21 protein-coding genes are annotated in these 25,565 nt (G+C 65.7%); 11 read left to right on the top strand and 10 right to left on the bottom strand.

What is annotated here, in order from left to right; all coding sequences use genetic code 11:
* Positions 1-12 precede the first annotated feature (12 nt).
* Positions 13-1,755, bottom strand: coding sequence for an ABC transporter permease (locus ABIB78_RS26190; protein WP_429029478.1), 1,743 nt, complete (start codon positions 1,753-1,755; stop codon positions 13-15).
* Positions 1,756-2,886: 1,131 nt separating this feature from the next.
* Between ABIB78_RS26190 and ABIB78_RS26185 the strand changes: the two genes are divergently transcribed.
* From ABIB78_RS26185 to soxA, 8 genes are all read left to right on the top strand, one after another.
* The gene (locus tag ABIB78_RS26185; RefSeq protein ID WP_429029477.1) at positions 2,887-4,287 is read left to right on the top strand and encodes an MFS transporter; all 1,401 of its coding nucleotides are present in this window, start codon (positions 2,887-2,889) and stop codon (positions 4,285-4,287) included.
* 152 nt (positions 4,288-4,439) lie between these two features.
* Entirely contained in the window at positions 4,440-4,889 is a 450-nt protein-coding gene (locus ABIB78_RS26180) for a (2Fe-2S)-binding protein (protein WP_429029476.1), read from the top strand.
* 10 nt (positions 4,890-4,899) lie between these two features.
* A complete protein-coding gene (locus tag ABIB78_RS26175; protein WP_429029475.1) occupies positions 4,900-7,113 on the top strand; it encodes a molybdopterin cofactor-binding domain-containing protein in 2,214 nt (737 codons plus the stop codon).
* A gap of 58 nt (positions 7,114-7,171) precedes the next feature.
* Positions 7,172-8,443, top strand: coding sequence for an FAD-dependent oxidoreductase (locus ABIB78_RS26170; RefSeq protein ID WP_429029474.1), 1,272 nt, complete (start codon positions 7,172-7,174; stop codon positions 8,441-8,443).
* On the top strand, positions 8,436-8,885 hold the full coding sequence (gene soxX / locus ABIB78_RS26165) for a sulfur oxidation c-type cytochrome SoxX (RefSeq protein ID WP_429029473.1): 450 nt from the start codon (positions 8,436-8,438) through the stop codon (positions 8,883-8,885). Before ABIB78_RS26170 ends, soxX begins: the two co-directional genes overlap by 8 nt.
* A gap of 8 nt (positions 8,886-8,893) precedes the next feature.
* Entirely contained in the window at positions 8,894-9,376 is a 483-nt protein-coding gene (locus ABIB78_RS26160; RefSeq protein ID WP_429029472.1) for a SoxY-related AACIE arm protein, read from the top strand.
* On the top strand, positions 9,376-9,696 hold the full coding sequence (soxZ, locus tag ABIB78_RS26155) for a thiosulfate oxidation carrier complex protein SoxZ (protein WP_429029471.1): 321 nt from the start codon (positions 9,376-9,378) through the stop codon (positions 9,694-9,696). The genes ABIB78_RS26160 and soxZ overlap by 1 nt, the downstream gene beginning before the upstream one ends.
* Positions 9,693-10,466 (top strand): sulfur oxidation c-type cytochrome SoxA, encoded by a 774-nt coding sequence (gene soxA / locus ABIB78_RS26150; protein ID WP_429029470.1) that lies wholly within the window; start codon positions 9,693-9,695, stop codon positions 10,464-10,466. The genes soxZ and soxA overlap by 4 nt, the downstream gene beginning before the upstream one ends.
* A 142-nt stretch (positions 10,467-10,608) precedes the next feature.
* Here soxA and ABIB78_RS26145 read toward each other — a convergent pair whose 3' ends face one another.
* On the bottom strand, positions 10,609-11,382 hold the full coding sequence (locus tag ABIB78_RS26145; RefSeq protein ID WP_429029469.1) for a ferredoxin--NADP reductase: 774 nt from the start codon (positions 11,380-11,382) through the stop codon (positions 10,609-10,611).
* A gap of 168 nt (positions 11,383-11,550) precedes the next feature.
* On the opposite strand from ABIB78_RS26145, the gene ABIB78_RS26140 reads away from it, so the two are divergent.
* The gene (locus ABIB78_RS26140; RefSeq protein ID WP_429029468.1) at positions 11,551-12,747 is read left to right on the top strand and encodes an amidohydrolase family protein; all 1,197 of its coding nucleotides are present in this window, start codon (positions 11,551-11,553) and stop codon (positions 12,745-12,747) included.
* A 170-nt stretch (positions 12,748-12,917) separates the two neighbouring features.
* Here the strand turns inward: ABIB78_RS26140 and ABIB78_RS26135 are convergent, their stop codons facing one another.
* The 8 genes from ABIB78_RS26135 to ABIB78_RS26100 all read right to left on the bottom strand — a co-directional run bounded on the left by ABIB78_RS26135 (position 12,918) and on the right by ABIB78_RS26100 (position 21,268).
* The gene (locus ABIB78_RS26135) at positions 12,918-13,373 is read right to left on the bottom strand and encodes a MarR family winged helix-turn-helix transcriptional regulator (protein WP_429029467.1); all 456 of its coding nucleotides are present in this window, start codon (positions 13,371-13,373) and stop codon (positions 12,918-12,920) included.
* Positions 13,374-13,389: 16 nt separating this feature from the next.
* The gene (locus tag ABIB78_RS26130) at positions 13,390-14,094 is read right to left on the bottom strand and encodes an ABC transporter ATP-binding protein (protein WP_429029466.1); all 705 of its coding nucleotides are present in this window, start codon (positions 14,092-14,094) and stop codon (positions 13,390-13,392) included.
* A complete protein-coding gene (locus ABIB78_RS26125; RefSeq protein WP_429029465.1) occupies positions 14,091-14,882 on the bottom strand; it encodes an ABC transporter ATP-binding protein in 792 nt (263 codons plus the stop codon). Before ABIB78_RS26125 ends, ABIB78_RS26130 begins: the two co-directional genes overlap by 4 nt.
* The gene (locus tag ABIB78_RS26120) at positions 14,879-16,768 is read right to left on the bottom strand and encodes an ABC transporter permease (RefSeq protein WP_429029464.1); all 1,890 of its coding nucleotides are present in this window, start codon (positions 16,766-16,768) and stop codon (positions 14,879-14,881) included. Before ABIB78_RS26120 ends, ABIB78_RS26125 begins: the two co-directional genes overlap by 4 nt.
* Before the next feature lie 196 nt (positions 16,769-16,964).
* Entirely contained in the window at positions 16,965-18,179 is a 1,215-nt protein-coding gene (locus ABIB78_RS26115; RefSeq protein ID WP_429029463.1) for an ABC transporter substrate-binding protein, read from the bottom strand.
* 28 nt (positions 18,180-18,207) lie between these two features.
* Positions 18,208-18,792: an amino acid synthesis family protein gene (locus tag ABIB78_RS26110; protein WP_029078203.1), complete on the bottom strand. Its 585-nt coding sequence runs from the start codon at positions 18,790-18,792 to the stop codon at positions 18,208-18,210.
* On the bottom strand, positions 18,789-19,823 hold the full coding sequence (locus ABIB78_RS26105; RefSeq protein ID WP_429029462.1) for a UPF0280 family protein: 1,035 nt from the start codon (positions 19,821-19,823) through the stop codon (positions 18,789-18,791). The genes ABIB78_RS26110 and ABIB78_RS26105 overlap by 4 nt, the downstream gene beginning before the upstream one ends.
* Complete coding sequence (locus tag ABIB78_RS26100) at positions 19,820-21,268, bottom strand: 6-hydroxynicotinate reductase (RefSeq protein WP_429029461.1); 1,449 nt, start codon at positions 21,266-21,268, stop codon at positions 19,820-19,822. Before ABIB78_RS26100 ends, ABIB78_RS26105 begins: the two co-directional genes overlap by 4 nt.
* Before the next feature lie 276 nt (positions 21,269-21,544).
* On the opposite strand from ABIB78_RS26100, the gene ABIB78_RS26095 reads away from it, so the two are divergent.
* A complete protein-coding gene (locus tag ABIB78_RS26095) occupies positions 21,545-22,012 on the top strand; it encodes a (2Fe-2S)-binding protein (protein WP_429029460.1) in 468 nt (155 codons plus the stop codon).
* Positions 22,012-25,554 carry a molybdopterin cofactor-binding domain-containing protein gene (locus ABIB78_RS26090; protein WP_429029459.1) on the top strand — a complete coding sequence of 1,181 codons (3,543 nt, stop codon included), beginning with the start codon at positions 22,012-22,014 and terminating at the stop codon, positions 25,552-25,554. Before ABIB78_RS26095 ends, ABIB78_RS26090 begins: the two co-directional genes overlap by 1 nt.
* The last annotated feature ends 11 nt before the right edge of the window (positions 25,555-25,565 follow it).

The following is a 25,565-nucleotide window of genomic DNA, read 5'->3' as shown; positions in this document are numbered from 1 at the left end:
CCTTGTTCATTGTTATCCGGTTCGCGCCACATTGCGCTGCGCGGACCCGCGCGACAGCCAGTTGGCGCCGCCGATCAGAACGCCGAGCAGCACCGTCTGCACCAGGCTGAAGGCTGCGGTCTTTCCGATATTGCCGCCCTCGTAATAGTCGAGCAGCAGCACCGACATCACCATGGTGTTGCTGGTGTAAAGGAACAGCGACGAGCCGAGTTCGCGGATCGCCAGCACGAACAGCAGCGTCATCGACGCCAGCACGCCCGGCCGCGCCAGCGGCAGCACGATCGTCCTGATGGTGCCGAGCATGCCCCGGCCGCAGACCCAGGCGGCCTCCTCGAGCTCGCGATGGATCTGCAGGAACGAGGTCGACAGCGCCTTCACGGTGTCGGGCATGAAGCGCGCGATGAAGGCGAGCGCGAGGATCCAGATCGTGCCGTAGAGCCCGCCGGGCACGCCGATCCAGGCCCAGAGATAGGCGACGCCGACCACGAGCCCGGGGATCGCGACCGGCAGCGTCGAGATCAGGTCGATGGCGCCGCGCCCGCTGACGCGGGTGCGATGGATGGTGTAGCCGATCGCAAAGGCCAGCGCGCCACCGACCACAGCCGTGATGATACCGACCTCGACCGCGTTGTAGATCGACCTCATCGTCAGCGGATTGTCGAAGATGCTCTCGAAATGCATCAGCGAGTACTGCCGCATGTCGAACAGGCTCGCGGCGTCGCGGATGAACATGAACTTGCGGAAAGCGGCGACGATCAGCGCCAGCGACGGCAGCACCACCACAATGAGCAGATAGACGACCCCGAGCGCGAAGGTGAGCCAGCGCCACGGTCCGAGATCGAGGCTGCGCGGCCGGAACGCCTTGCCGGCGACGATGGTGTAGCTGCGCCCGCTCAGCAATTTCTGCTGGAGATAGACCAGAAGCCCCGTGACCACCGTCAGGATGATCGCGACTGCCGCTGCTGTGTTGTAGAGCGGCGGCGACCAGTTGGTGAGCTTGAAAATGTAGGTCGTGAGCACGTTCAGGTTGGTCGGTGCGCCGAGCACCGCCGGGATGCCATAGATGCCGAGCATCACGATGAACGACAGCAGCATGCCCGAGACGATCGCCGGCATGATCAGCGGGAATGTCACCGTGAACAGAGTGGCGAACGCGCTGGCGCCGGAGATTTCCGCAGCCTCCTCCAGGCTCGGATCCATGTTGCGCAGCGCCGACGAGGTGAACATGTAGACATAGGGCGCGTAGTAGATGCCGAACACGAACACCAGGCCCCACATCGAATAGAGATCGATGCGCAGGTCCGAGCCCATCCACTTGAACATCGTGTTGATCAGACCGGTCTTCGGCGAGCCGAGGATGGCCCAGGCCACGCCGGCCACCAGCGGCGGCGCGAACAGCGGCAGGATGCTGGCCGCGGCGATGAAGCCCTTGAACGGCGTATTGGTGCGAACGACGATCCAGGAGAACAACAGCCCGATCGCGACCGCGATGACGGTGCCGCCGCCGCAGGCAAGCAGCGTGTTGAGCAGCGCCTCCCCGACATTCGGATTGGCCAGCACGGCGAGGAAATTGGCGATCGACAAATGGCTCAGGCTGAGACGGATGCCGTCGACCACCGGATTGGTGTCGGTGAGCGCGCCGAGCAGCAGCATGAAAACGGGATAGATGACCAGAAAGGTGAGGATCGTGAGCAATGCCCCGACCCAGAGGCCAGTAAATGCGCGGCGCCGGGTTCCCTCGCTGGCGCTTCGCATGGCTTCGCTGCGCCGGTCGGCCTGTCCGTGCAATGCGCGCTTCCCTCTTGCGGCCCGATCTGTCGCCGGGCCTGCTTGTATGCCAAGCGTAGTCGATCGCGACTGTGACGCAAGCTATCCGAAAGTCGCTTCGGCGCGATTCTGTGACGCAGCGCGGGAACGCGAATTCGATTGATCGCGCTCACGCGCCACAATCTCGGTGTCGTCCCTGCGGAAAGCAGGGACCCATACTCCGCGGCGGAGGTTGCTGGCGGGACTCATTGTTGAAGTCCTGGCGAAGGCCCAGGACCCGTAACCACCGCATTTTAATGATGAACGAGATCGTCGCCTCAGCGTCGCGCAACAATGCGCATTTGGGGTAAAAGCGGGTGATCCAGTATTCCAGAGACGTCTGTGCTTGAGCCGAGAGGCCGTGGCGTACTGGATCGCCCGGTCCCGTCTACGCCAAGGCTTCGACGAGGCCGCGAATCCCTGGCACGCCGGAGCTTTAGCGAAGGCGGCAAGCCGGGCGATGACAGGTGTGGATGAGGACGCAGCTTCGTGCTCTCGCGACAAGAATTGCCCGAGCTTTGCTCTTCGTTTGACCCTCTCCTCTTCGCAGAGGGCGCAGGGAAAGCCGGGTGCCGATCGCACCCATGGGCCCCGAGCAAAGGGTAGAAAGCTCGGGGGTAGGACCACAGGTGTAACCGGAGCAATCCGGCTTTCCCTGCGCGATGGCTTACGGCTTACTTCGTGCTCTCCCCGGCGAGACTTGGCTTTTTTGTCACCGTCTCGCGAAGATGCTTCGCATCTCGCGGGAGACACCTACCACTAGGGCGTCAGGACCACACGACTTCCCCGTCCGCCTTGCGTGTGCTCGTCAGTACCACGCGCAGCGTCCACCGCATCTCGACCCACGTTCGTGACGACCGCGAAGCGCCCCTCGATCGGGTGAGACGGATGCATTGAACATCTGAGTTGGGTCAGGTGTCAAGTTAAATTCTGAAAAAGCGAAGAAGCTCCGCGAGGTCGTCCTCGGCTACAGACCGCCGGTGCGCCCTCCCGGCCGCTTCGCATACGCATCATGCAATGGCGCGGCTGGGGAACAGGATGCCGGCGTAGTACATGGCGACCCCGGAGACAATTTCAGACATGCTCGAGAAGACCCCGATATCAGGCGCGGCCGCTGCGCCGATCACCGATGGACTTCCCTGGGAACGGCGGCGCTGGGCGGTGGCCGCGATCTTCACGGCGCTGGCGATGGCCTCGCTCGATACCGCGATCGCCAACATCGCGCTGCCGGCGATCGCCAACGATCTGCATGTCAGCCCTGCGGAAGTGGTCTGGGTCGTCAATGTCTATCAGATCGCCTTGGTCGCGACGCTGCTGCCGCTCGGCGCGCTCGGCGAAATCGTCGGCCACCAGCGGATCTATCTCGGCGGCCTCCTGCTGTTCACATTGGCGTCGCTCGGCTGTGCACTGGCGTGGTCGCTGCCAAGCTTGCTGGTCGCGCGCACCCTGCAAGGGCTCGGCGCCAGCGGCTTGATGAGCGTCAACACCGCGCTGGTGCGGTTCGTTTATCCGAGCCGGATGCTCGGCCGCGGCTTCGGCCACAATGCGCTCGTGGTCGCGACCGCCTTTACGCTCGGGCCGACGATCGCCTCCGGGATCCTCGCGCTCGGTCCATGGCCCTGGCTGTTCGCCGTCAACATTCCCTTCGGCGTCGTCGCATTGCTGATCGGCATCAAGACGCTGCCGAAGACGCCGCGCGCCACCCACGCCTTCGACTTCGCCGGCGCGGCGCTGGCCTGCGCCTGCCTCGGCCTCTTCATCATCGGCATCGGCAGCGCCGCCCACAAGACCGCGCCGGCGCTGGTGATCGCAGAGCTCGTCGGCGCGCTGTTGTTCGGCTGGATCCTCACCCGGCGGCATGCCGATCATCCGGCGCCGATGCTGCCGATCGACCTGTTCCGCCGGCCGATCTTCGCGCTGTCGGCCGCGACCGCCGTCTGCTCATTCGCCGTGCAGGGCCTCGCCTTCGTGTCGCTGCCGTTCTACTTCGAGGACATACTGCACCGCTCGCAGGTCGAGACCGGCTTCTTCATGACGCCCTGGCCATTGGTGGTCGCCTTCATGGCGCCGATCGGCGGCCGGCTGTCGGATCGCTATCCGGCCGGCATCCTCGGCGGCATCGGCATGCTGCTGCTCGGGCTTGGCATGGTGCTGCTGGCGACCCTGCCGACCGAGCCCGGCATCGCCAACATCGTCTGGCGCACCATGATCTGCGGCATCGGCTTCGGCTTCTTCCAGACCCCCAACATGAAGGCGATCATGTCGAGCGCCCCGCCGCATCGCAGCGGCAGCGCCAGCGGCATCGTTGCGACCGCGCGGCTGACCGGGCAGACCACCGGGGCTGCGCTCGCCGCGCTCTGCTTCGCATTGGCCGACCGCGAGGGTGCGACCGTCGCGCTGGCGCTGGGTGCTGGATTTGCCGCGCTCGGCAGCGTCATGAGCTTCCTGCGCCTGGCGGTCGCTTCAGGGCAGAAGACATGACAAGCATGTTGCGCGCGCGGGCGCGACCAAACACCGCGCCATCAACTTTCTTCCGCGCCGCAAACGCGTTTTCTTGATTTGAACCGTTCCAGATTCAAGGCCAACATCGCGCTGAAGTCCGATCGGAGGATTGGACCATTCAGGGGAAAGCGATGGCAAACCTCAAAATCAACGGCAAGACAATCGACGTAGAGGTCGAGGACGACACGCCCCTGCTGTGGGCGATTCGCGAGAATGTCGGACTGACGGGGACCAAATACGGCTGCGGCATCGCACAATGCGGCGCCTGCACCGTGCATGTCGACGGCGTCGCGATGCGCGCCTGCGGCGTCACAGTCGGCGAAACGGCCGGCAAGGACATCACCACCATCGAGGGTCTCGCGGCGGGCGGCGTGATGCACAAGGTGCAGCTCGCCTGGATCGCGAACGACGTGCCGCAATGCGGCTATTGCCAGAGCGGCATGATCATGGCCGTGGCGGCGCTCTTGAAGGACAACCCGAAGCCGACCGACGACGACATCAACGACGCCATCACCAATATCTGCCGTTGCGGCACCTTCCAGCAGGTGCGCGAGGCGATCCATGCCGCCGCGAACGCGTAAGGAGGCAGTGATGAACCAGCACGTCATGCCAAAGCTCTCTTCAAGGCTCAATCGCCGCGCCTTCGTGATCGGCACGGCAACCGCCGGCGCCGGTCTCGCGCTCGGCCTCGACCTGCCGTTCGGCGGCCCCTCCGTGGTGCGCGCGGCCGACGGTGCGCCTGAAGTCAACGCGCCTGAAGTCAACGCCTGGGTCGTGATCCGGCCCGACGACACCGTGGTGATCCGCATCGCCCGCTCGGAGATGGGCCAGGGCACGCTCACCGGCCTCGCCCAGCTCGTCGCTGAAGAACTCGAATGCGACTGGTCGAAGGTCACCACCGAATATCCGACGCCGGGCCAGAGTGTCGCCCGCAAGCGCGCCTGGGGCGATTTCTCCACCGGCGGCAGCCGCGGTATCCGCAGTTCGCAAGACTATGTCCGCAAGGGCGGCGCCACCGCGCGCGTGATGCTGATCCAGGCTGCGGCGAATGAGTGGAAGGTGCCGGCCGCGGAATGCAAGGCGGCGAACAGCGTCATCACCCACACGCCCTCGGGCAAGACCACGACCTACGGCAAGGTTGCGGAAGCCGCCGCCAAGCTCGAGCCGCCGGCCGACGTCAAGCTCAAGGATCCGAAGGACTGGACCATCGCCGGCAAGGGCCTGAAGCGGCTCGATACCGTGGACAAGACCACCGGCAAAATGACCTATGGCATCGACGTCAAGCTGCCGGGCATGCTGAACGCCGCGATCAAGGACTGCCCGGTGTTCGGCGGCAAGCTGAAGAGCTTTGACGAAGCCAAGATCGCCGGCATGAAGGGCGTCAAGAAAGTGGTGCAGGTCGGCGACAGCGCGGTTGCCGTCGTCGCCGACACCTGGTGGCACGCCAAGACTGCGCTGGACGCGCTGCCGATCGTCTGGGACGAAGGCGACAACGCAAAGGTCTCCAGCGAGACGATCGCGAAGTGGCTCGCCGAAGGTCTCGACAATGCGCAGCCGGCCTATGTCGGCAACCAGAACGGCGACGCCAAGGCGGCGATATCAGGCGCCGCCAAGAAGGTCGAGGCGGTCTACAGCTATCCCTACCAGAACCACGCCACGATGGAGCCGATGAACGCCACCGCGCTCTACACGGCGGACAAATGCGAGGTGTGGTGCGGCACGCAGAATGGCGAAGCGGCGTTCGCGGCCGCGCTCGAGGCCTCCGGCCTGCCGGCCGAGAAGGTCGACGTGCACAAGCTGATGCTCGGCGGCGGCTTCGGCCGGCGCGGCATGACCGACTATGTCCGCCAGGCGGTAGCGATCGCCAAGCAGATGCCGGGTACGCCGATCAAGTTGTTGTGGTCGCGCGAGGAGGACATGCAGCACGGCAAGTATCACCCGGTGACGCAGTGCAAGCTGACCGGCGCGTTCGATGCCGACAACAACCTGGTCGCGCTCCACTACCGGCTGTCGGGTCAATCCATCCTGTTCTCGGTGCGCCCGGAAGCGCTGCAGAACGGCATGGACCCCGCCGCATTCCAGGGCGTCGCGCAATCCGGCGAGGCCGCGATCGGCTATTCGGTGCCGAATTTGCTCGTCGAGCATGCGATGCGCAACCCGCACGTTCCGCCGGGGTTCTGGCGCGGCGTCAACGTCAATCACAACGCGATCTACATGGAATGCTTCATGGACGAGTTGGCCCAGGCTGCCGGCCAGGACCCGCTCGAATTCCGCCGCAAGCTGATGGGCAAGCACCCCAAGCATCTCGCCGTGCTCAACGCCGTGGCCGAGAAGATCGGCTGGGGCACGCCGGCACCGCAGGGCGTCTATCGCGGCATCGCGCAGGTGATGGGCTATGGCAGTTATGTTGCCGGCGCCGCCGAGATCTCGGTGACCGACGGCAGCAAGATCAAGGTGCATCGCATCGTCGCCTCCACCGACCCCGGCTATGTCGTCAATCCGGCGCAGGTAGAGCGGCAGATCGCGGGCTCCTTCGTCTACGGGCTGAGCGCACTGTTCTACGGCGGCTGCACCGTGAAGGACGGCCGCATCGAGCAGACCAATTTCGACACCTACAACTCGATGCGCATCAACGAAATGCCGAAGGTGGAAGCGGTGATGGTGCCGAGCGGCGGGTTCTGGGGCGGCGTCGGCGAGCCGACCATCGGCGTTGCGGCGCCGGCGGTGCTCAACGCCTATTTCGCGGCGACGGGAAAGCGCATCCGCAGCTTCCCGCTGCGCAACCAGAACATCTCTTTCGCCTGATCAAACCAGAAGCGGCGGCCCCGACCGGCTGCCGCTTCCTTTTTCCGGATTCCCGTGCATGGCCGTCACGCGTCATCAGACGCGCAGGGATGTGATCCGCGGCGCCGCTGTCGTCGCAGCGGCGGCGCTGGCGCGTCCGGCACTGGCGCAAGCCGCCCCGCGCATCGCGGTGATCGGCGGCGGCTTCGGCGGCACGGCGTGCGCGCGGGCGCTGCGGCGGCTCAACGCCAAGCTTCAGGTGACGCTGATCGAGCCGAACAAGACCTTCACCGCCTGCCCGTTCAGCAACGAGGTGATCGCAGGTCTGCGCGAACTCTCCGCGCAGCAATTCACCTACGACAAGGTTGCAGCCGACGGCGTCACCGTTGCCGCACAGGCGGCCACGAAGGTCGATGCGCAGGCGCGCACCGTCGCGCTTTCCGACGGCACAACGCTCTCCTATGACCGGCTTGTGCTGGCCCCCGGCATCGACATGCGCTTCGACGCCCTGCCAGGCTATGACGAGGCGGCCGCCGCAAAGATGCCGCACGCCTGGAAGGCCGGCGAGCAGACCGTGCTGCTGCGCAAGCAGCTCGAGGCCATGGACGACGGCGGCCTCGTCGTGATCGCGGTGCCGGCCGCGCCGCTGCGCTGTCCGCCGGCGCCTTACGAGCGCGCCAGCCTGATTGCGCATTACCTGAAGACGAACAAGCCGCGCTCGAAGATCCTGGTGCTCGACGCCAAGGACAATTATTCGCAACAGAAGCTGTTCGAGAAAGCCTGGGCGGAGCTCTATCCCGGCATGATCGAACGGATCGCGTTGTCGCAAGGCGGGCGCGTCACGTCGGTCAATCCGGCGACGAATGAAATCGTCACCGACTTCGGCAACTATACCGCGGCGGTCGCCAATGTGATCCCGCCGCAGCGCGCCGGCCGCATCGCGGAGATCGCTGGCGCCGCCGACCACACCGGCTGGTGCCCGATCGATCCGGTCAGCTTTGCCTCCAAGCTGGTGCCAAATATCCACGTCATCGGTGACGCCGCGATCGCCGGTGGCATTCCGAAATCCGCCTCCGCGGCGGCGGCGCAAGGCCGGGCCTGCGCGGCAGCGATCGCCAACTCTCTTGCGGGCAAGGCGCCGGAGACACCGCGGCTCGATGGCGCCTGCTACAACACGGTCGCGCCGGGCTACGCGTTCTCGTTGAAGGGCATCTATCAGCCGAAGGAAGATCAATATGCCGAGACTGAGGTGACCACGAGCCCGGTCGACGCCTCGCGTGAGGTGCGCCAGCGCGAAGCCGATCAGGCGGTCGACTGGTTCAGGAGCATCACGGGAGACGCCTTTGGCTAGGCTCGCCCTCACGACATTGCTCGCCGCGGGACTGTTCGCAGCCTCCTGCACGGCCGGCGCCGAGGAACTGCGGCCGTACACCGTGGTCGGCGATGCGATTCCGCAACCGCTGACGGGAACCAAAGGCGACGCCCCCCGTGGCCGTGCACTGATCGTCGAGCGTTCCTCTACTTGCATCCTCTGTCATAGCGGCCCATTTCCCGAGCAGGCGTTCCAGGGCGACCTCGCGCCGAACCTCGCGGGCACCGGCAGCCGCTGGTCGGAAGGACAGTTGCGGCTCCGGCTGGTCGATGCATCGCATCTCAATGCGGCGACGATCATGCCGTCCTATTATCGCGTCGACGGGCTCGCGCGCGTCGCCCCATCATGGCGCGGCAAGCCGATTCTGTCGGCGGAGCAGATCGAGGATATCGTGGCCTATCTGGTCACGCTGAGGAATTAGGACAAACGATGGCGGATTCCAACCACCCCTCTCGCCGGACATTCCTGAGCCTCGCCGGCGGTGCCGCCGCCGTGCTGGGCACCGTCCCGACCGTGATCGTCCACCCGGCGGACGCCACACCGGCGATGCTGTCGGCGGCGATCCGCAATGTGGTCGGCGAAGCCAATGTGCGGATCGGCAAGGTCAAGCTCGACATTCCGCCGCTGGTCGAGAACGGCAACACGGTGCCGATGACGGTCAGCGTCGCGAGCCCGATGACGGCGGACGAGTATGTGAAGAGCATCCACGTCTTCAACGAGAAGAATCCGCAGCCGAACATCGGCAATTTCTATCTCGGGCCGCGCGCCGGGCGCGCCCAGGTATCGACCCGCATCCGCCTCGCCGACAGCCAGAAGGTCACCGCCATCGCACGGCTCTCCGACGACACGTTCTGGTCGGCGACCGCAGACGTCGTGGTGACGCTCGCCGCCTGTACCGAGGAGGCGATCTGATGCCGTCGGCCCTGATCAACGTGCCGGCCAAGGCCAGGCGTGGCGACCTCATCGAGATCAAGACGCTGATGTCGCATATCATGGAGACCGGCTATCGCCACACCGCGTCGGGCGGCGTTGTGCCGCGCGACATCATCACGAGCTTCATCTGCCGCTTCAACGGCACGGAGGTGTTCCGCGCCGATCTGTTTCCTGCGATTGCGGCCAATCCGTTCATCACCTTCTTCACTGCCGTCACCGAGAGCGGCAAGTTCGAGTTCGAGTGGATCGGCGACAAGGGGTTTTCGGAGACCGCGCAGGCTTCGATCACGGTCGAATGAGGATTGCGGTCTGCATCGCGCTGCTGACGGCGATGGCGGGCGCGGCGCTCGCCACCGAGATTCCGCAGGCCGAACGCCGTTCCGGCTACAGCTTCATGAGCGCGGACACCAAGGCGATGCAGGACGAGGACACCGCCAATCCCGGGATGCTCGCTGTGCTCGACGGCGAGGCCCTTTGGAAGCGCAAGGTGGGCGGAGCGGACAAGGCCTGCGCCGACTGCCACAATGATGCGCGCGTCAGCATGAAGGGCGTGGCAGCACATTACCCGGCCTTCGAGAAGACGCTGGGAAAGCCGGTCGATCTCGAAGGGCGGATCAACCTCTGCCGCACCAATCACCAGCAGGCAGCGCCCTTCGCCTATGAAAGCCGCGAGCTGCTGGCGCTGACCGCCTACGTCGCACAGCAATCACGCGGCATGCCGATCGCGGCCGGCGACGATCCGGAGCTGGCGCCGTTCGTCGAGAAGGGCCACGCGCTGTTCATGCAGCGGCAGGGCCAGCTCAATCTCGGCTGCACCAACTGCCACGACGACAATTGGGACAAGAAGCTCGCGGGAAGCGCGATCACGCAAGCGCAGCCGACCGGCTATCCGCTGTACCGGCTGGAATGGCAAGCGCTCGGGTCGTTGCAGCGGCGGCTGCGCGCCTGCATCACCGGCATCCGCGCGCAGGCTTACGACTACGGTTCGCCCGAACTGGTCGAGCTCGAGCTCTATCTGATGTCGCGGTCGCGCGGCATGCCGATCGAGACGCCGGCGGTCAGGCCTTGAATTGGATGGCTCGGGGCGATCTCTTACCTCATCCTGAGGAGCTTGCGGAGCAAGCGTCTCGAAGGACGAGGCCCGAGTGCGGCCTCATGGTTGGAGACGCGCGTGCCGCGCTCCTCACCATGAGGGGCTAGAGCTCGCTCGCTTAGCGCTCGGCGAACGCCTTCTCGACCACGAACTGCGCGGGTTCGCCGTGATTGCCTTCGACGAAGCCGCGGCCGCCCAGCAGCGTGCGGGTGTCGGCGACCAGCGCCGGCGAACCGCAGATCATGACGCGGTCATCCGCGGCATCGAGCGCCGGCAGACCGATGTCGGCGAACAGCTTGCCCGAGGTGATGAGGTCGGTGATGCGGCCGCGGTTGCGGAACGGATCGCGCGTCACGGTCGGGTAATAGATCAGTTGATCGCACACCAGCTCGCCGATCAGTTCGTCCTGCGGCAGCTTCTCGGCGATCATCTCGCCATAGGCGAGTTCCTTGACGCGGCGGCAGCCGTGCAGCAGCACGACCTTCTCGAAGCGGTCATAGGTCTCGGGATCCTTGATCACGCTGAGGAACGGCGCGAGGCCGGTGCCGGTGCCGATCAGATAGAGGTTGCGGCCGTCCTCGAGGTTGTCGATGACCAGCGTTCCGGTGGCCTTGCGGCTGACGATGATCTCGTCGCCTTCCTTGAGATGCTGAAGACGCGAGGTCAGCGGGCCGTCCGGAACCTTGATCGAGAAGAACTCCAGCGTGTCCTCGTAATTCGCGCTGGCGACGCTGTAGGCGCGCAGCAGCGGCTTCTCGCCGACCTTGAGCCCGATCATGGTGAACTCGCCGTTGCGGAAGCGGAACGACGGATTGCGGGTGGTTTTGAAGGAGAACAGCGTGTCGGTCCAGTGGTGAACGCTGAGGACGCTTTCCTGGTTGAAATTGCTCATCGCACCAATCCCCGATTTGTGCTGGCGGGTAAGGACCTGAGCCCCGTTGACCGGCCGGATCGTTTGTATACGATCATTCGTATACAAACGAATAATCCGGCTTGATCGAAAAGTCAAGCCGGGCTCAAATTCCTGGGCAATTTCGGCAGAAACAGAAGGAAAACACCCATGGCTCACGACGCGCCCCAGGCCACCGGCCCCAGCAAACTGGTGATCCGCAATATCGGGCTACTGCTGTCGGGAGCCCTGGAGAAGCCGATCCTGGATGCCGATACCATCGTCGCCGAGAACGGCAGGATCACTGCGATCGGCCGCTTCAAAGATGTCGACACCGAAGGCGCCACCACGACCGTTGATGCCAACGGCACGACGGTCGCGCCCGGCCTGATCGACAGCCACGTCCATCCCGTCGCCGGCGATTGGACGCCGCGGCAGAACCAGACCAACTGGATCGACAGCTATCTGCATGGCGGCGTCACCACCATGATCTCCGCCGGCGAAGTGCATATGCCGGGCCGGCCGCGCGACGTGGTCGGACTAAAGGCGATGGCGATCTTCGCGCAGCGCGCGTTCTGGACGCTGCGTCCGGGCGGCGTGAAGGTGCATGCCGGCGCGCCCGTCATCGAATGCGAGATGGTAGAGGACGACTTCAAGGAAATGGCCGCCGCCGGCGTCAAGCTGCTCGGCGAGGTCGGGCTCGGCGGCGTCAAGGACGGTCCCACCGCGCGCAAGATGGTCGGCTGGGCGCGCAAATACGGCATTCAAAGCACGATCCACACCGGTGGTCCCTCGATCCCCGGCTCCGGCCTGATCGACAAGGACGTGGTGCTGGAAGCCGACACCGATGTGATCGGCCACATCAATGGCGGCCACACCGCGCTGCCCGACGACCAGATCCGCTGCATCTGCGAGGGCTGCAAGCGCGGGCTCGAGCTGGTGCATAATGGCAATGAGCGCTCGGCGCTGTTCACGCTGCGCATCGCGCGCGAGATGGGCGATCTGCACCGCGTCATCCTCGGCACCGACGCGCCGGCCGGCTCGGGCGTGCAGCCGCTCGGCATCTTGCGGATGGTCTCGCTATTGTCCTCGCTCGGCGAGCTGCCCGCCGAGCTGGCATTCTGCCTCGCGACCGGCAACACCGCGCGGATGCGCGAGCTCGATTGCGGCCTGATCGAGGTCGGCCGCTCCGCCGATTTCGTGCTGATGGACAAGGCGCAGCACTCGCCGGGCAAGAACATCCTGGAGAGCGTTCAGCTGGGCGATCTTCCGGGCATCGGCATGACCGTCATCGACGGCATCGTCCGCACCCAGCGCAGCCGCAACACGCCGCCCGCGGGCAAGGTGCCGGAGATCGTGGCGAAGTAAACGAGCGATAGATCACCATCACCCCCGCGCAACGGCTTCGCCGTTGTCGCTGGATGCGCACGCGCGAGCGTGCCTCGAAGGACGCACGGTCCGCGGCAGCAGCGGGGCCGTTGACCCTTCGAGACGCCGCGCTCCGCGCGGCTCCCCAAGGGTGACGTCCTAGACTTTTGTCAGCGCAACCTGCCGAGCAGCGCGATCAGCGTCTCGCGCTCCTTGGCGTCGAGCGGCGCCAGCGTCTCCTTGGAGATCACGAGCGCATTCGGCGCGGCCTTATCGGCCATCTGCTGGCCGGCGCGCGTGAGGCTGACCATCAGCCGTCGGCCGTCGTCGGGATCGGGCGAGGTCTCGGTCAGGCCGCGCGCGGTTAGGCGATCGATCACGCCCTTGATGGTCGCGACGTCCATCGAGGTCAACCGCCCGAGCTGGTTCTGCGAGCACGGCCCAACCTCGGACAGCTTCGACAGCGCCGCCCATTGCGTCGGCGTCAGGTTGATGCCGATCTCGCGGGCAAAGATCATGGCGTGGCGTTGCCACACCTGGCGCAGGATGAAACCGATTTGCTCGTCCAGTACATAGCCCGGCTTGGCCGCCTTGACGTTTCGCTTCTGTACAGCACTCCTTGCCATCGTCCTATCCTGCCATTTACAGCGACAGATGCGCGTCGCGGATATCCGGACGCGCATCGAGTTCCGCCATGGTGCCGCCAAAACAGATCCGGCCGCGCTCGATGATGTAGGCGCGATCCGAGATCAACCGGGCGAAATGCAAATTCTGCTCGGAGACGACGATGCTGACGCCCTCCTTCTTCATCGCCAGGATCGCATCGACCATCTGCTCGACGATCTTCGGCGACAGGCCTTCCGACGGCTCATCGAGCAACACCAGCGACGGATTGCCCATCAGGGTGCGCGCAATCGTCAGCATCTGCTGCTCGCCGCCGCTCATGCGTCCGCCGGGCCGGCCGCGCATTTCGCCGAGATTGGGGAACAGCTTGAACAGCTTGTCACGATCCCATTGGGGCGCATTGGGCCGCTTCGGCTGGCGGCCGACTTCGAGGTTTTCCTCGACCGTGAGATCAGTGAAAATGCGCCGCTCCTCCGGTACATAGCCGAGCCCGCCGCGCACGATCGCATGCGTCGGCAGCTCCGAGACGTCCCTGCCCTCGAACATGACGCGGCCGGAGCGGTTGTCGACCAGCCCGACGATCGAGCGAAACGTGGTCGACTTGCCGGCGCCGTTGCGGCCGAGCAATGCGACCACCTCGCCCTCGCCGACCTCGAGCGCGATGTCGAACAGGATATGCGCCGGGCCGTAGAAGCTGTTGAGATCCTTCACCGTGAGCTTCATGCGGATGCTCCCTCGCGGTGCCGGGCGTCGTAGACGAGGCCTTCGCCGAGATAGATTGCCCGCACCTGGGCATTGCCGCGGACCTCCTCGGGCGAGCCTTCGGCGATCAGGCTGCCGCGGTTGAGCACCAGGATGCGGTCGGCATGTTCGAATACCACGTCCATGTCGTGCTCGGTGAACAGCACACCGATCGAGTGCTCGCGCGCAATCCGCGCAGTCAGCTGCATCAGCTCGACGCGCTCGCGCGGCGCCATGCCGGCGGTCGGCTCGTCCATCAGCAGCAGCTTCGGCTGGTTGGCGAGCGCGATCGCAAGCTCCAGCCGCTTGACGTCGCCATAGGCGAGCTCGCCGCAGGGCCGCTCCGCATAGGCGCCCATGCCGACCAGGTCGAGCAGCCGCCCGGCCTCGTCGCGTGCCTGCCTCGCGGTCGAGGCCCACAGATTGAACAATTGCCCGCCATGCGACACCAGCGCGACCTGCACGTTCTCGCGCACCGTCATGGTCGGAAATGTCGCCGCGATCTGGAAGGTGCGGCCGACCCCCATGCGCCAGATCACACGCGGCTTCTTGCCGGTGGTGTCCGCGCCCAGCACGCGGATCCGGCCGCTATCGGGAGTGTTCTGGCCGTTGAGCATGTCGAAGCAGGTGCTCTTGCCCGCGCCGTTCGGCCCGATCAGCGCCAGGATCTCCCCGGCGCGCAGTTCGAACGAGACGCCGCGCACGGCATGCACGCCGCCATAGGATTTGGTCAGCCCCTCGACCGACAGCAATGTGGGGACCGGGCTCATTCGGCGGTCTCGATATGGGAGGTCAGCAACGGCGATGCCGACGATGCGGATTTGCGGCGGCGATGCATGAACGTCGCCAGCGTGCCGACAATGCCCTTCGGGAAGGCGACCACGATCAGCACGACGAAGCCGCCAAGCACCAGCTTGGAGAGATCGGTCTGGCTGACCAGCCAGATGTTGAGCGCCTTGTAGACGATGGCGCCGACCACCGCGCCCGACACCGTCTCGACACCGCCGAGCAGCACCATGACCAGCGCATCGACCGACAGCGAGATGCCCATGTTATCAGGGAAGACGCTGCCCTTGAGATAGGCGAACAGCGCACCGGCGAGGCCGGCGACCGTGCCCGCGATCACGAAGGCGGTCCACTGGATGCGCTTGCCGTTGATGCCGATGGCTTCGCTGCGCAGAGGAGAATCGCGCGTGGCGCGCAGCGCAAATCCGAACGGCGAGAACACGATGATGCGCAGGATCACGACCGCGAGCGCGGCGATGCCGAGCGACAGCCAGTAGAAATGCGACGGGCTCGCCGCCCATTTTTCCGGCCAGACGCCGAGAATGCCGTTGTCGCCGCCGGTCACCGACACCCACTGGAACGCGATCGACCAGACGATCTGGGCAAAGGCCAGCGTCAGCATCGCGAAATAGACCCCCGAAAGCTGCACCGCGAAGAAGCCGAACACGGCCGCGCCCAACAATCCCAGCAGCGGGCCGAGCAGCAGGCAGGCGATCATCGGCAGGCCGGCCATCTTGGCAAGCAGCGCCACGCCATAGGCGCCGAGACCGAAATAGGCGGCATGGCCGAACGACGCGAGCCCGCCGACCGACATCAGGAAGTGCAGGCTGACCGCGAAGATCACGAAGATCGCGATCTCCGAGCCGACGGTGAGCATGTAGTTGCCGGCGACGAACGGCAGCGCAGCCGCGACAATAAGCACCGCGATCGCGGCAAGCCGTTCATTCGTCGTCAGCGGCCGCCATGGATTAACGGTGAGGCCCGGTGTGCGCCGCGCCGGCGCCTCCGGCTTGCCGAACAGGCCCCACGGCCGGACGATCAGCACCACCGCCATCACGAGGAACACCAGGATAATGGAGATCTTCGGGAAGATCAGGATGCCGAAGGCGTTGAGCTCCGACACCAGCACCGCCGCGACAAAGGCGCCGATGATGCTGCCGAGCCCGCCGATCACGACCACGACGAAGACCTCGACGATGACACGCAGATCCATCGCATGGTTGACCGCGTCGCGCGGGATCTGCAGCGCGCCGCCGAGCGCGGCGAGGAAGACGCCGAGCGCGAACACGCTGGTGAACAGCCATTTCTGATTGACGCCGAGCGCTGCGACCATGTCGCGATCCTGCGTCGCGGCGCGCACCAGCACACCCCAGCGGGTGCGCTGGAACAGGAGCCAGAGGACACCGAGCACGACCGGCCCGAGCACGATCAGGAACAGGTCGTAGCTCGGAATATTCTGGCCGAAGAAATCGATCGCGCCCTTGAAGCCCGGCGCGCGGCGACCGACCAGATCGTCCGGCCCCCAGATCAGCACCACGAGATCCTCGACCATCAGCGTCAGGCCGAAGGTGGCGAGCAACTGGAACAGCTCCGGCGAATGGTAGATCCGGCGCAGCAGCACCATCTCGACCAGCACGCCGATGGCAGCAACGGCCAACGCGGCAACGACGATGCCGCCCCAGAAGCCGAACGCACCTTCGAGGCGCTCGGTCAGCGTGAAGGCGACATAGGCGCCGAGCATATAGAACGCGCCATGCGCGAAATTCACGATCCGCGTCACGCCGAAGATGATCGACAGACCCGAAGCGACCAGGAACAGCGCCGCCGCGCTGGCAAGACCGGTCAGGAACTGGACGACATAGAAGGCCATGAGCGGTCCACGTTGGAGTAAGCGCGTCGATCGAGATCGCCGCGTCGGTCTTCTTCACCTAGCCCCGCTTGCGGGGAGAGGTCGGATCGCGGAGCGATCCGGGTCAGGGGCTGCCTCCACGAACACGGTTCGCGGAAAGGGCCCCTCACCCCGACCCTCTCCCCGTAAGAACGAGGAGAGGGAGAAGGTCGCGGCCTCAATCCTTCGGCCGCAGCTTCTCGATTTCGGCGTCGCTGGGCAGATAGTCCGCGCCCTTGCGATAGGCGGCATCGACCATGATGCCCTTGCCGTCCTTCAGCGCGGTCTTGCCGGTGAAGGCACCGAGCGTCGACTGGTGATCGATCTTGCGGAAGGTGATCTCGCCGAACGGCGACGGCATCGAGATGCCTTCAGCCGCCGCGATCAGCTTCTCCGGATCGGTCGAGTCGGCTTTCGCGAGGATCGCCGCCGCCGCCTTGATGGTCTGGTAGCCGACGATCGAGCCGAGCCGCGGATAGTCGTTGTACCTGGCCTGGTAGGCCTTCAGGAACGCGTCGTGCTCGGGCGTCTTGATCGCATACCAGGGATAGCCGGTGACGATCCAACCCTCCGGGGTCTCATCCTTCAGCGGATCGAGATATTCCGGCTCGCCGGTCAGGAAGCTCACGACCGTACGGCCCTTGAACAGGCCGCGGGTGTTGCCTTCGCGCACGAGCTTGACGAGGTCGGCACCGAAGGTGACGTTGAGGATCGCCTCCGGATTTGCTGCGGCAACCGCCTGCACCACCGGGCCGGCGTCGATCTTGCCCTGCGGCGGCCACTGCTCGTCGACCCACTGGATATCGGGCCGCTTCTCCGACATCAGCTTCTTGAACACCGCGACCGCCGACTGGCCGTATTCATAGTTCGGCGCGATCGTTGCCCAGCGTTTTGCCGGAAGCTTCGCCGCCTCCTCCACCAGCATCGCGGCCTGCATGTAGTTGGAGGGACGCAGGCGGAACGTGTAGCGGTTGCCCTTCGACCAGGTGATGGCGTCGGTCAAAGGCTCCGCGGCGAGGAAAAACACCTTCTTCTGATTGGCAAAATCGCTGACGGCGAGGCCGATATTGGAGAGGAAGGTGCCGGTGAGCATCGCGACGTTTTCGCTCGACACCAGTTCGTTGGCCGCGGTCTGCGCATCCGCCGGCTTGCCGCCGTCATCCTTGGAAATAACGACGAGCTTCTTGCCGTTGATGCCGCCGGCCGCGTTGATCTGTTCCACCGCCAACTGCCAGCCCTTGCGATAGGGCTCGGTGAACGCCGGCAACAGGGAATAAGAGTTGATCTCGCCGACCTTGATTTCGCTCTGCGCCAAGGCCTGCGTTGTCATGGCGCTCGTTGCCATGGACGCGACCGCAATCGCCAATCCCGCCCCTACGAAATAACCACGCATCCCGTCCTCCAGTTGTTCTTCAAAGAGATTATCGCAATCCGTCTTCGCCCTTGACCTCATCAACCGTCAGCCCTCCGACGCGCGGCAGCGGCCGTCCGCTGTCGGTCACCGCGACCGCGACCATGATCTCATTGGCCCGCGGCGCGTCGTTGATCTGCACCTCCATGCCGTCGAAATGGCTGCGCACGAAGGCGGCGTCCTTATGCCCGAGCGGAATATCCAGCGTCGTGCCCGGACCCGAGCGCTTCTTCGACGACGGGATCAGCGCCGCTCCCTTCGAGAGCACCTTGCGCACCGGCGCGCCCATCTTCGGATGCAAGATCGCGGCCGCATGCTCGAGCTCGCCATTCTCGCCGACGGCGGCGGCCTTGCCGTAGCTATGCGCCTTGGCGCCATCGATGCCGAGCGCGGCCACTGCGCGCTTTGAGAGCAGTTCGCCGAGTTCCTCGCCAATCGCGATCAGCGGCGACAGATCCTCGACATAGCGGCCGGCAAACGGGTTCTCGATCACGGCGATCGCGGCCGCCCGCCGGGTCGGCGGCGCGATGGTCTTGCCCATCTCCAGATGGGTTTCCTCGACCACGGTGACGATCTTGCGAATGACGGCGCTCATTGTGTCAGCCTCGCTCCCGGTCGTGCCTGCAGCATGTGTTCTGTCGTTCTTTGCTGAAACGCATGCGAAGCCGGCGCTCCGTTGCCGGTTGCACCGACAATCCGCGTTTCGCCCAGTAGACGCAATGCCGCGCCCTCGATCAATCCCGACGTCAGGAGGTCGCGCGCCCGTGCCGCCCCCGCCTCAAGCGCCTGTTCGATCTCCTGTTCCGCCAGCGGCCCGACGTCGCGCGTCACCAGCCGTGCGCCGAGATCGCTGTCCGGCTGCAATTCGTTCGCCGGAAGGCGCAGGATCGCGGGGTGGTTGGGCAAATCGACCGCATTGGCGATCACGGTCGCGGCGGCATCCGCCTGCGACGCCGTCCGCGCCAGCACAGTCACGGCGTCGGCAATGCCGAGCGAGAAGCTCCGGCCGTGGCGGCCGCTGGTCGCGATGCCGCGGATAGGCATGTCGCTATCTACGGTCATCGTGCGCATCAGGCCGTGACGGTCCGGCCGGTCCATCAGGCCGACGCTGAATTGCTCGCCATCGCCGAGATGCAGCGCGATATCGCCGCCATTGTTGACGTAGGCACGATCGAGCGCTGCCGCCTCGACCATCGCGCCGAGAATTTCCTCGGCGACCGAGCCCGCGACTGCCGCCATCGGCGTGATGAAGCAATCGCCGGCAAACGGCGCGACCGCCGCATGCATACGCCGCGCGACCACGCCTTTCAGCGCGCGGTGCCGCGGATCGGCCGCGCTGCGTAGCTCGGCGAGCTCCGCGCAAAGCTCGTCCAGCAAACCGGTGAAGCGCCTCGCCGCCGCCTGATAAGCGGCACCAACGTCCTCGTCCCCGCCCCTGGCCTCGATGATGAGATCAATGGGACCGTCCTGCAAATGCAGCCGCTTGCCGTCAGGAAGAAGCGCGATTTGCGGGAGCCTCGAGCCTTTTCCGTTCCGATGGAATCGGAACGGGGCTCTAGATTCTTGTTTTGACGCGTTTTCTTTGCGCGAACCGGTATCCACTTCGCTGGAAAACGCTCTGGTCATGCGCGCCGCCCGGGGAGATGCGGCATCGGCCGGACTTCGGCGCTGTCCCGCAGCGACGACAGCGGCCGGACAAAATCCATATGGCCGCCGAGCGCCGCGTAATCCGACAGCTTCATCGTAAATTCGATCGGCGCCACCAGCGCCGGGGTCGGGACATAGCCGAAAGCACCGGCCGGCATCTGCGTGACATCGACCATGAAGGTGATGCCGCCGCCCGGCCAGACATAGACCGGCGCGCCGCCGCTGGTCACCCGCGTCAGCGCGTCCTTGACCGAGCGCGTCAGCCGCACCGGGTTGTCGGTGACGCCGGCGCGCAGCGATCCGCCCGCGCCGCCCATGAACAGCACGGTGCACAGCGCCGGCTCGCAATTCTCCTGGATGCGCTCGACCGAAAATTTGAGGTCCGCCGGCATCTCGGTCTCGACCGGCTTCAACGCTTCGTCGAGCACGTAGTAAGAAGCGTGCTCGCCGGTCGTCGAGACCATCAACATGGTGAGCCCCGGCCGCGCCTCCTTGGCATTGAAAGGGCCCAGGATCGACAGCGGATCGGAGATGTTGGTGCCGCCCCATCCGGTGCCGGGATCGGCGACCTGGAAGTAGCGGCCGGGCGTCGAACGGCGCCCCTTCATCTTGATGCCGGTGTCGCCGATGTCGAGCAGCTTGCCGGCCTGGTGCTCGCTGAGCACGCCGGTGATGTGGTCATCGACCACAACGACCTCGTCGACCTTGCCGTGCCACTGCTTGGCGAACATGCCGATGGTCGCCGAGCCGCAGCCGACCCGCATGCGCTCTTCCGCCACGCCATTGACGATCGGCGGCTTGCCGGCCTGCACCACGACGGCGGCTCCGCCGTCGATCGTCAGCTCCACCGCCTTGCAGTTCGAGAGATCCATCAGCGTGTCGCAGGTGACGCGGCCTTCCTTCTTGGAGCCGCCGGTCAGATGATGCACGCCGCCGAGCGAAAGCATCTGCGAGCCGTATTCGCTGGTCGTGACATGGCCGACCGCCTCGCCGTCCGCACGCACGATCGCGGTCTCGGGACCGAGATAGCGGTCGGTGTCGATCTTCACCTTGATGCCGCAATAGGAGAAAATGCCCTCGGTCACGACCGTGACCATGTCGACGCCATCGACTTCCGACGACACGATGAAAGGTGCCGGCTTGTAGTCCGGATAGGTGGTTCCGGCGCCGATCGCGGTGACGAAGAGTTCGGGCTGACGGACGATCTTGCCGTCCCAGTCACCGCTCACCTGGAACGGAACCAGCTTGCCGCCGTGCGAGACCGTGCGCTCCAGCACGACATGCGGATCGACGCGCACCAGCGTGCCGTCGTGGTTGGCGTAGCGGTCGCACGCGCCGGCCGCGCCCGGCTTGATGTAGCACATCACCGGACAGGCATCGCAGCGGATCTTGTCGCCGGCGGCGACGGTCATTGTGTCAGCCATCGTGACCAAGCCTGGACTTGCGGTGGCGGTCGATCATACTGTGCTTTCGCCGCTCCGCCTATATCGTTCGTATACGAATGATCCTGCGCGCGAGCCCGAGACCTGTCAAGCGGCCTTTGCAATCAAACGCTGCCATTCGCTTGCGCACCCTGTTCATAAAGCGTGCATTCGTTGCAGCGCGGCATGCCGCCGCTTGCACGTTTGTATACAAACGTTATCCTCGTTTGAGATTTGACGCTGACTTTGCAGTGCAAACGCGAGGGGAGAACCGGGGCAATGCGCCTGACCGTGAACGGCAGGAATCATGATGTCGACGCCGCTCCCGGCACCGCATTGCTTTACGTGCTGCGCAACGATCTCGAATTGAACGGACCGAAATACGGCTGCGGGCTCGGCGAGTGCGGCGCCTGCGCGGTTTTGATCGACGGCGTTGCCGCGCGCGCCTGCGTGATTCCGATCGAAGGCTGCGCGGGGCGCGACATCGTTACGCTCGAAGGTCTCGGCAGCCGCGAGCATCCCGATCCCGTGCAGGATGCCTTCATCCGCGAACAGGCCGCGCAGTGCGGTTATTGCCTCAACGGCATGATCATCACCACCAAGGCGCTGCTTGCGCGCAATCCCAATCCGTCCGAGCACGAAGTGCTGGAAGCGCTGCGCTACAATCTCTGCCGCTGCGGCGCGCATATCGAGATCGTCCGCGCGGCGATGCGCGCCGCCGGCCACGCGCTCGAGGCCCGCGATTGATGGTGGACACGCGCACGCCAGAGCAACGCATGCGCGGCTCGCTGTCGGTCGTCCGCCCTGCCGTGCTGGGCGCAGAAGGCGCGTTCGAGACCTTCATCACCGTCACGGCCGACGGTTCGGTCAACGCCTATAACGGCCATGTCGATCTCGGTACCGGCATCCGTACCGCGCTCGGACAGATCGTCGCCGAAGAGCTCGATGTCTCCTTTGCCCGCGTGGTCGTGATCCTCGGCGACACCGCCGTGGTGCCGAACCAGGGCGCGACGATCGCAAGCGAAACCATCCAGATCACCGCCGTTCCCTTGCGCAGGGCCGCCGCGCGGGCGCGGCATTTCCTGCTCGCCCGCGCGGCCGAACGGCTCGAATTGCCGGTCGACGATCTCACGATCGAGGACGGCTTGATTCGCGGTCACGACAATCGCAGCGTCAGCTATGGCGAGCTGATCGCGGACGAGACCATCCGGCTCGAGCTCGCCGACGACGTTCCGGTCAAGGCCGTCAGTGCCTATTCGGTCGTCGGCAAGTCGGTGCCGCGCGTCGACTTGCCGGCGAAGGCCACCGGCGAACTCGTCTACGTCCACGATGTGCGCGTACCCGGCATGCTGCATGGCCGCGTGGTCCGCCCGCCCTATGCCGGCGTCGATGCCGGTCCGTTCGTCGGCACCAGCCTGATCGCGGTCGATGAAGGCTCGGTGCGCGATATCCCCGGCCTCGTCGCGGTGGTGCGGATCGGCGACTTCGTCGGCGTCGTCGCCGAGCGCGAGGAGAACGCGATCAAGGCCGCCGCGCAGCTGAAGGTGAGCTGGAAGCCGGGACCGGCACTGACCGACCTCGCCGACATCGAAAAGGCGCTGCGCGCCAATCTCTCGACGCCGCGCCAACTGATCGACAAGGGCGACGTCGACGCCGCGATCAAGGCGGCCGCCAAACCGATGCAGCGGACCTACGTCTGGCCCTACCAGATGCACGCCTCGATCGGCCCGTCATGTGCGGTCGCCGACTGCAGCGACGGCGCGATCCGGGTCTGGTCCGGCACGCAGAACCCGCACATCCTGCGCGGCGATCTGGCGCTCTTGATCCAGCGGCCCGAATCCGAGATCGACGTGATCAGGATGGAGGCCGCCGGCTGCTACGGCCGCAACTGCGCCGACGACGTTTCCGCCGATGCGCTGCTGCTGTCGCGCGCGGTCGGGCGCCCCGTGCGCGTCCAGCTCACCCGCGAGCAGGAGCATGCCTGGGAGCCGAAGGGCACCGCGCAGCTGATGGACGTCAATGGCGGGCTCAATGCCGACGGCAGCGTCGCCGGTTACGATTTTGCCACGCGCTATCCGTCGAATGGCGCGCCGACGCTGGCGCTGCTGCTCACCGGGCGGATCGCGCCAGCGCCTGACGTGTTTGAAATGGGCGATCGCACCGCGATCCCGCCTTACGACTACGAGAATCTGCGCGTCGTCGCCAACGACATGCCGCCGATCGTGCGGGCCTCCTGGCTCCGCGGCGTCTCGGCGCTGCCGAACACCTTTGCGCATGAATCCTATATCGACGAGCTTGCAGCCGAGGCCGAAGTCGACCCGATCGAATACCGGCTGCGCTACCTGAAGGACAAGCGCGCGATCGATCTCGTCAACGCGGTTGCCGAGCGCGCCGGCTGGACGCCGCGCCCAGTGCGCGAGGCGCCTGAAGCGGACGGCGATATCGTCCGCGGCCGTGGCTTTGCCTATGCGCTCTACGTGCACAGCAAGTTTCCCGGCTACGGCGCAGCATGGTCGGCCTGGATTGCCGACGTCGCGGTCAACAAGGCGACCGGCGATGTCAGCGTGACACGCGTCGTCGCCGGCCAGGACTCAGGACTGATGATCAATCCCGAGGGCGTGCGGCACCAGATCGAAGGCAACGTCATCCAGTCGACCAGCCGCGCGCTGATGGAGGAGGTCTCGTTCGAGCGCGGCGCGGTGACGGCGCGGGAATGGGGCGCCTACCCAATCATCAAATTTCCTGATCTCCCGAAGATTGATGTGTTGATGCTGCAGCGGCAGGACCAGCCGCCGCTCGGCGTCGGCGAGTCCGCTTCGGTGCCGAGCGCCGCCGCGATCGCCAACGCGATCTATGACGCGACCGGCGTGCGCTTCCGCGAGTTGCCGTTCACGCCGGAGCGCATCCTGAAGGGATTGCACGGCGAGCAACCCGCAGCGCCCGCGCCGCTTCCGCCACCTATGCAGACGGTGCCGCTCAACAGATGGCAGAATCCATTCGCCAAACGCGGTGGCCTGCTCGCAGGCATGGCCGCGATCTGCGCCGCGGCGATCGGGATCGGCGCGGCCGTACTGCCCTGGCGCGCGATAGCGCCGATCGCCCGCCCCGATGCCTCGGTCTATTCCGCCGCGACGATCGCGCGCGGCAAGGAGCTTGCGGCGCTCGGCGCCTGCGCCGTCTGCCACACGTCGGAGCACGGCATCCTCAACGCCGGCGGCCGGCCGCTCGAGACGCCGTTCGGCACGATCTACACGACCAACATCACGCCCGACGTCGACACCGGCATCGGCGCCTGGTCCTATCCCGCCTTCGAGCGCGCGATGCGCGAGGGCATTCATCGCGACGGGCGACATCTTTATCCGGCGTTTCCGTACACGCATTTCGCCAGGACCGATGATGCCGACCTGCAGGCGCTCTATGCCTATCTGATGGCGCAGGCACCGGTGCGCGCCGAGACGCCGGCGAACGCGCTGGCCTTTCCGTTCAACCTGCGGCCGCTGCTCGCCGGATGGAATGCGCTGTTCCATCAGGCGGGCGCGTTCCAGCCCGATCCATCGAAATCGGCGACCTGGAATCGCGGTGCCTATCTGATCGAGGGGCTCGGCCATTGCAGCGCCTGCCACTCGCCGCGCAATGCGCTCGGCGCGGAGCAGCAGCGCGCCTATCTGGCCGGCGGCTTTGCCGAGGGCTGGGAGGCGCCGGCGCTGACGTCGCTGTCGAGGGCCCCGATCCCCTGGAGCGAAGATGAACTCTACGCCTATCTCCGCACCGGCGAGTCGCGCCTGCACGGCGTCGCCGCGGGGCCGATGGCGCCGGTCGTGCAGGAGCTCGCCGCGCTGCCCGACCAGGACATCCGCGCGATGGCGGTCTACCTCGCCTCGTTCAACGAGATCACCGACCGCTCGGCCCACAGTGTCCTTGCCGCGGAGCTTGAAGCCGGCACCGTTGTGACCATCGCCGCCTCGACAGGCGCCCGGATCTATCAAGGCGCCTGCGCGGTCTGTCACGAGGTCGGCGGTCCGCCGCTGTTCGGCAGCCGGCCGTCGCTGGCGCTGAACAGCAATTTGCACAGCGATGTGCCGGACAATCTGATCCAGGTGATCCTGCACGGCATCACCAGGCCGGCCGTGACCGATCTCGGCTACATGCCGGCCTTTCGGGACAGCATGAGCGACAGCCAGGTCGCCGAGCTCGTCGGCTTCCTCCGGCGGCAGTTTGCCCCTGATAAGCCGGCCTGGACCGATGTCTCCGTCACGGTCGGCCGTATACGGCAGACCATAGCGCGCTGATCTGCCATGTT

Source organism: Bradyrhizobium sp. I1.14.4, assembly GCF_050435825.1.
Lineage (GTDB): Bacteria > Pseudomonadota > Alphaproteobacteria > Rhizobiales > Xanthobacteraceae > Bradyrhizobium.
This window is presented reverse-complemented; position numbering and strand designations above follow the sequence as displayed.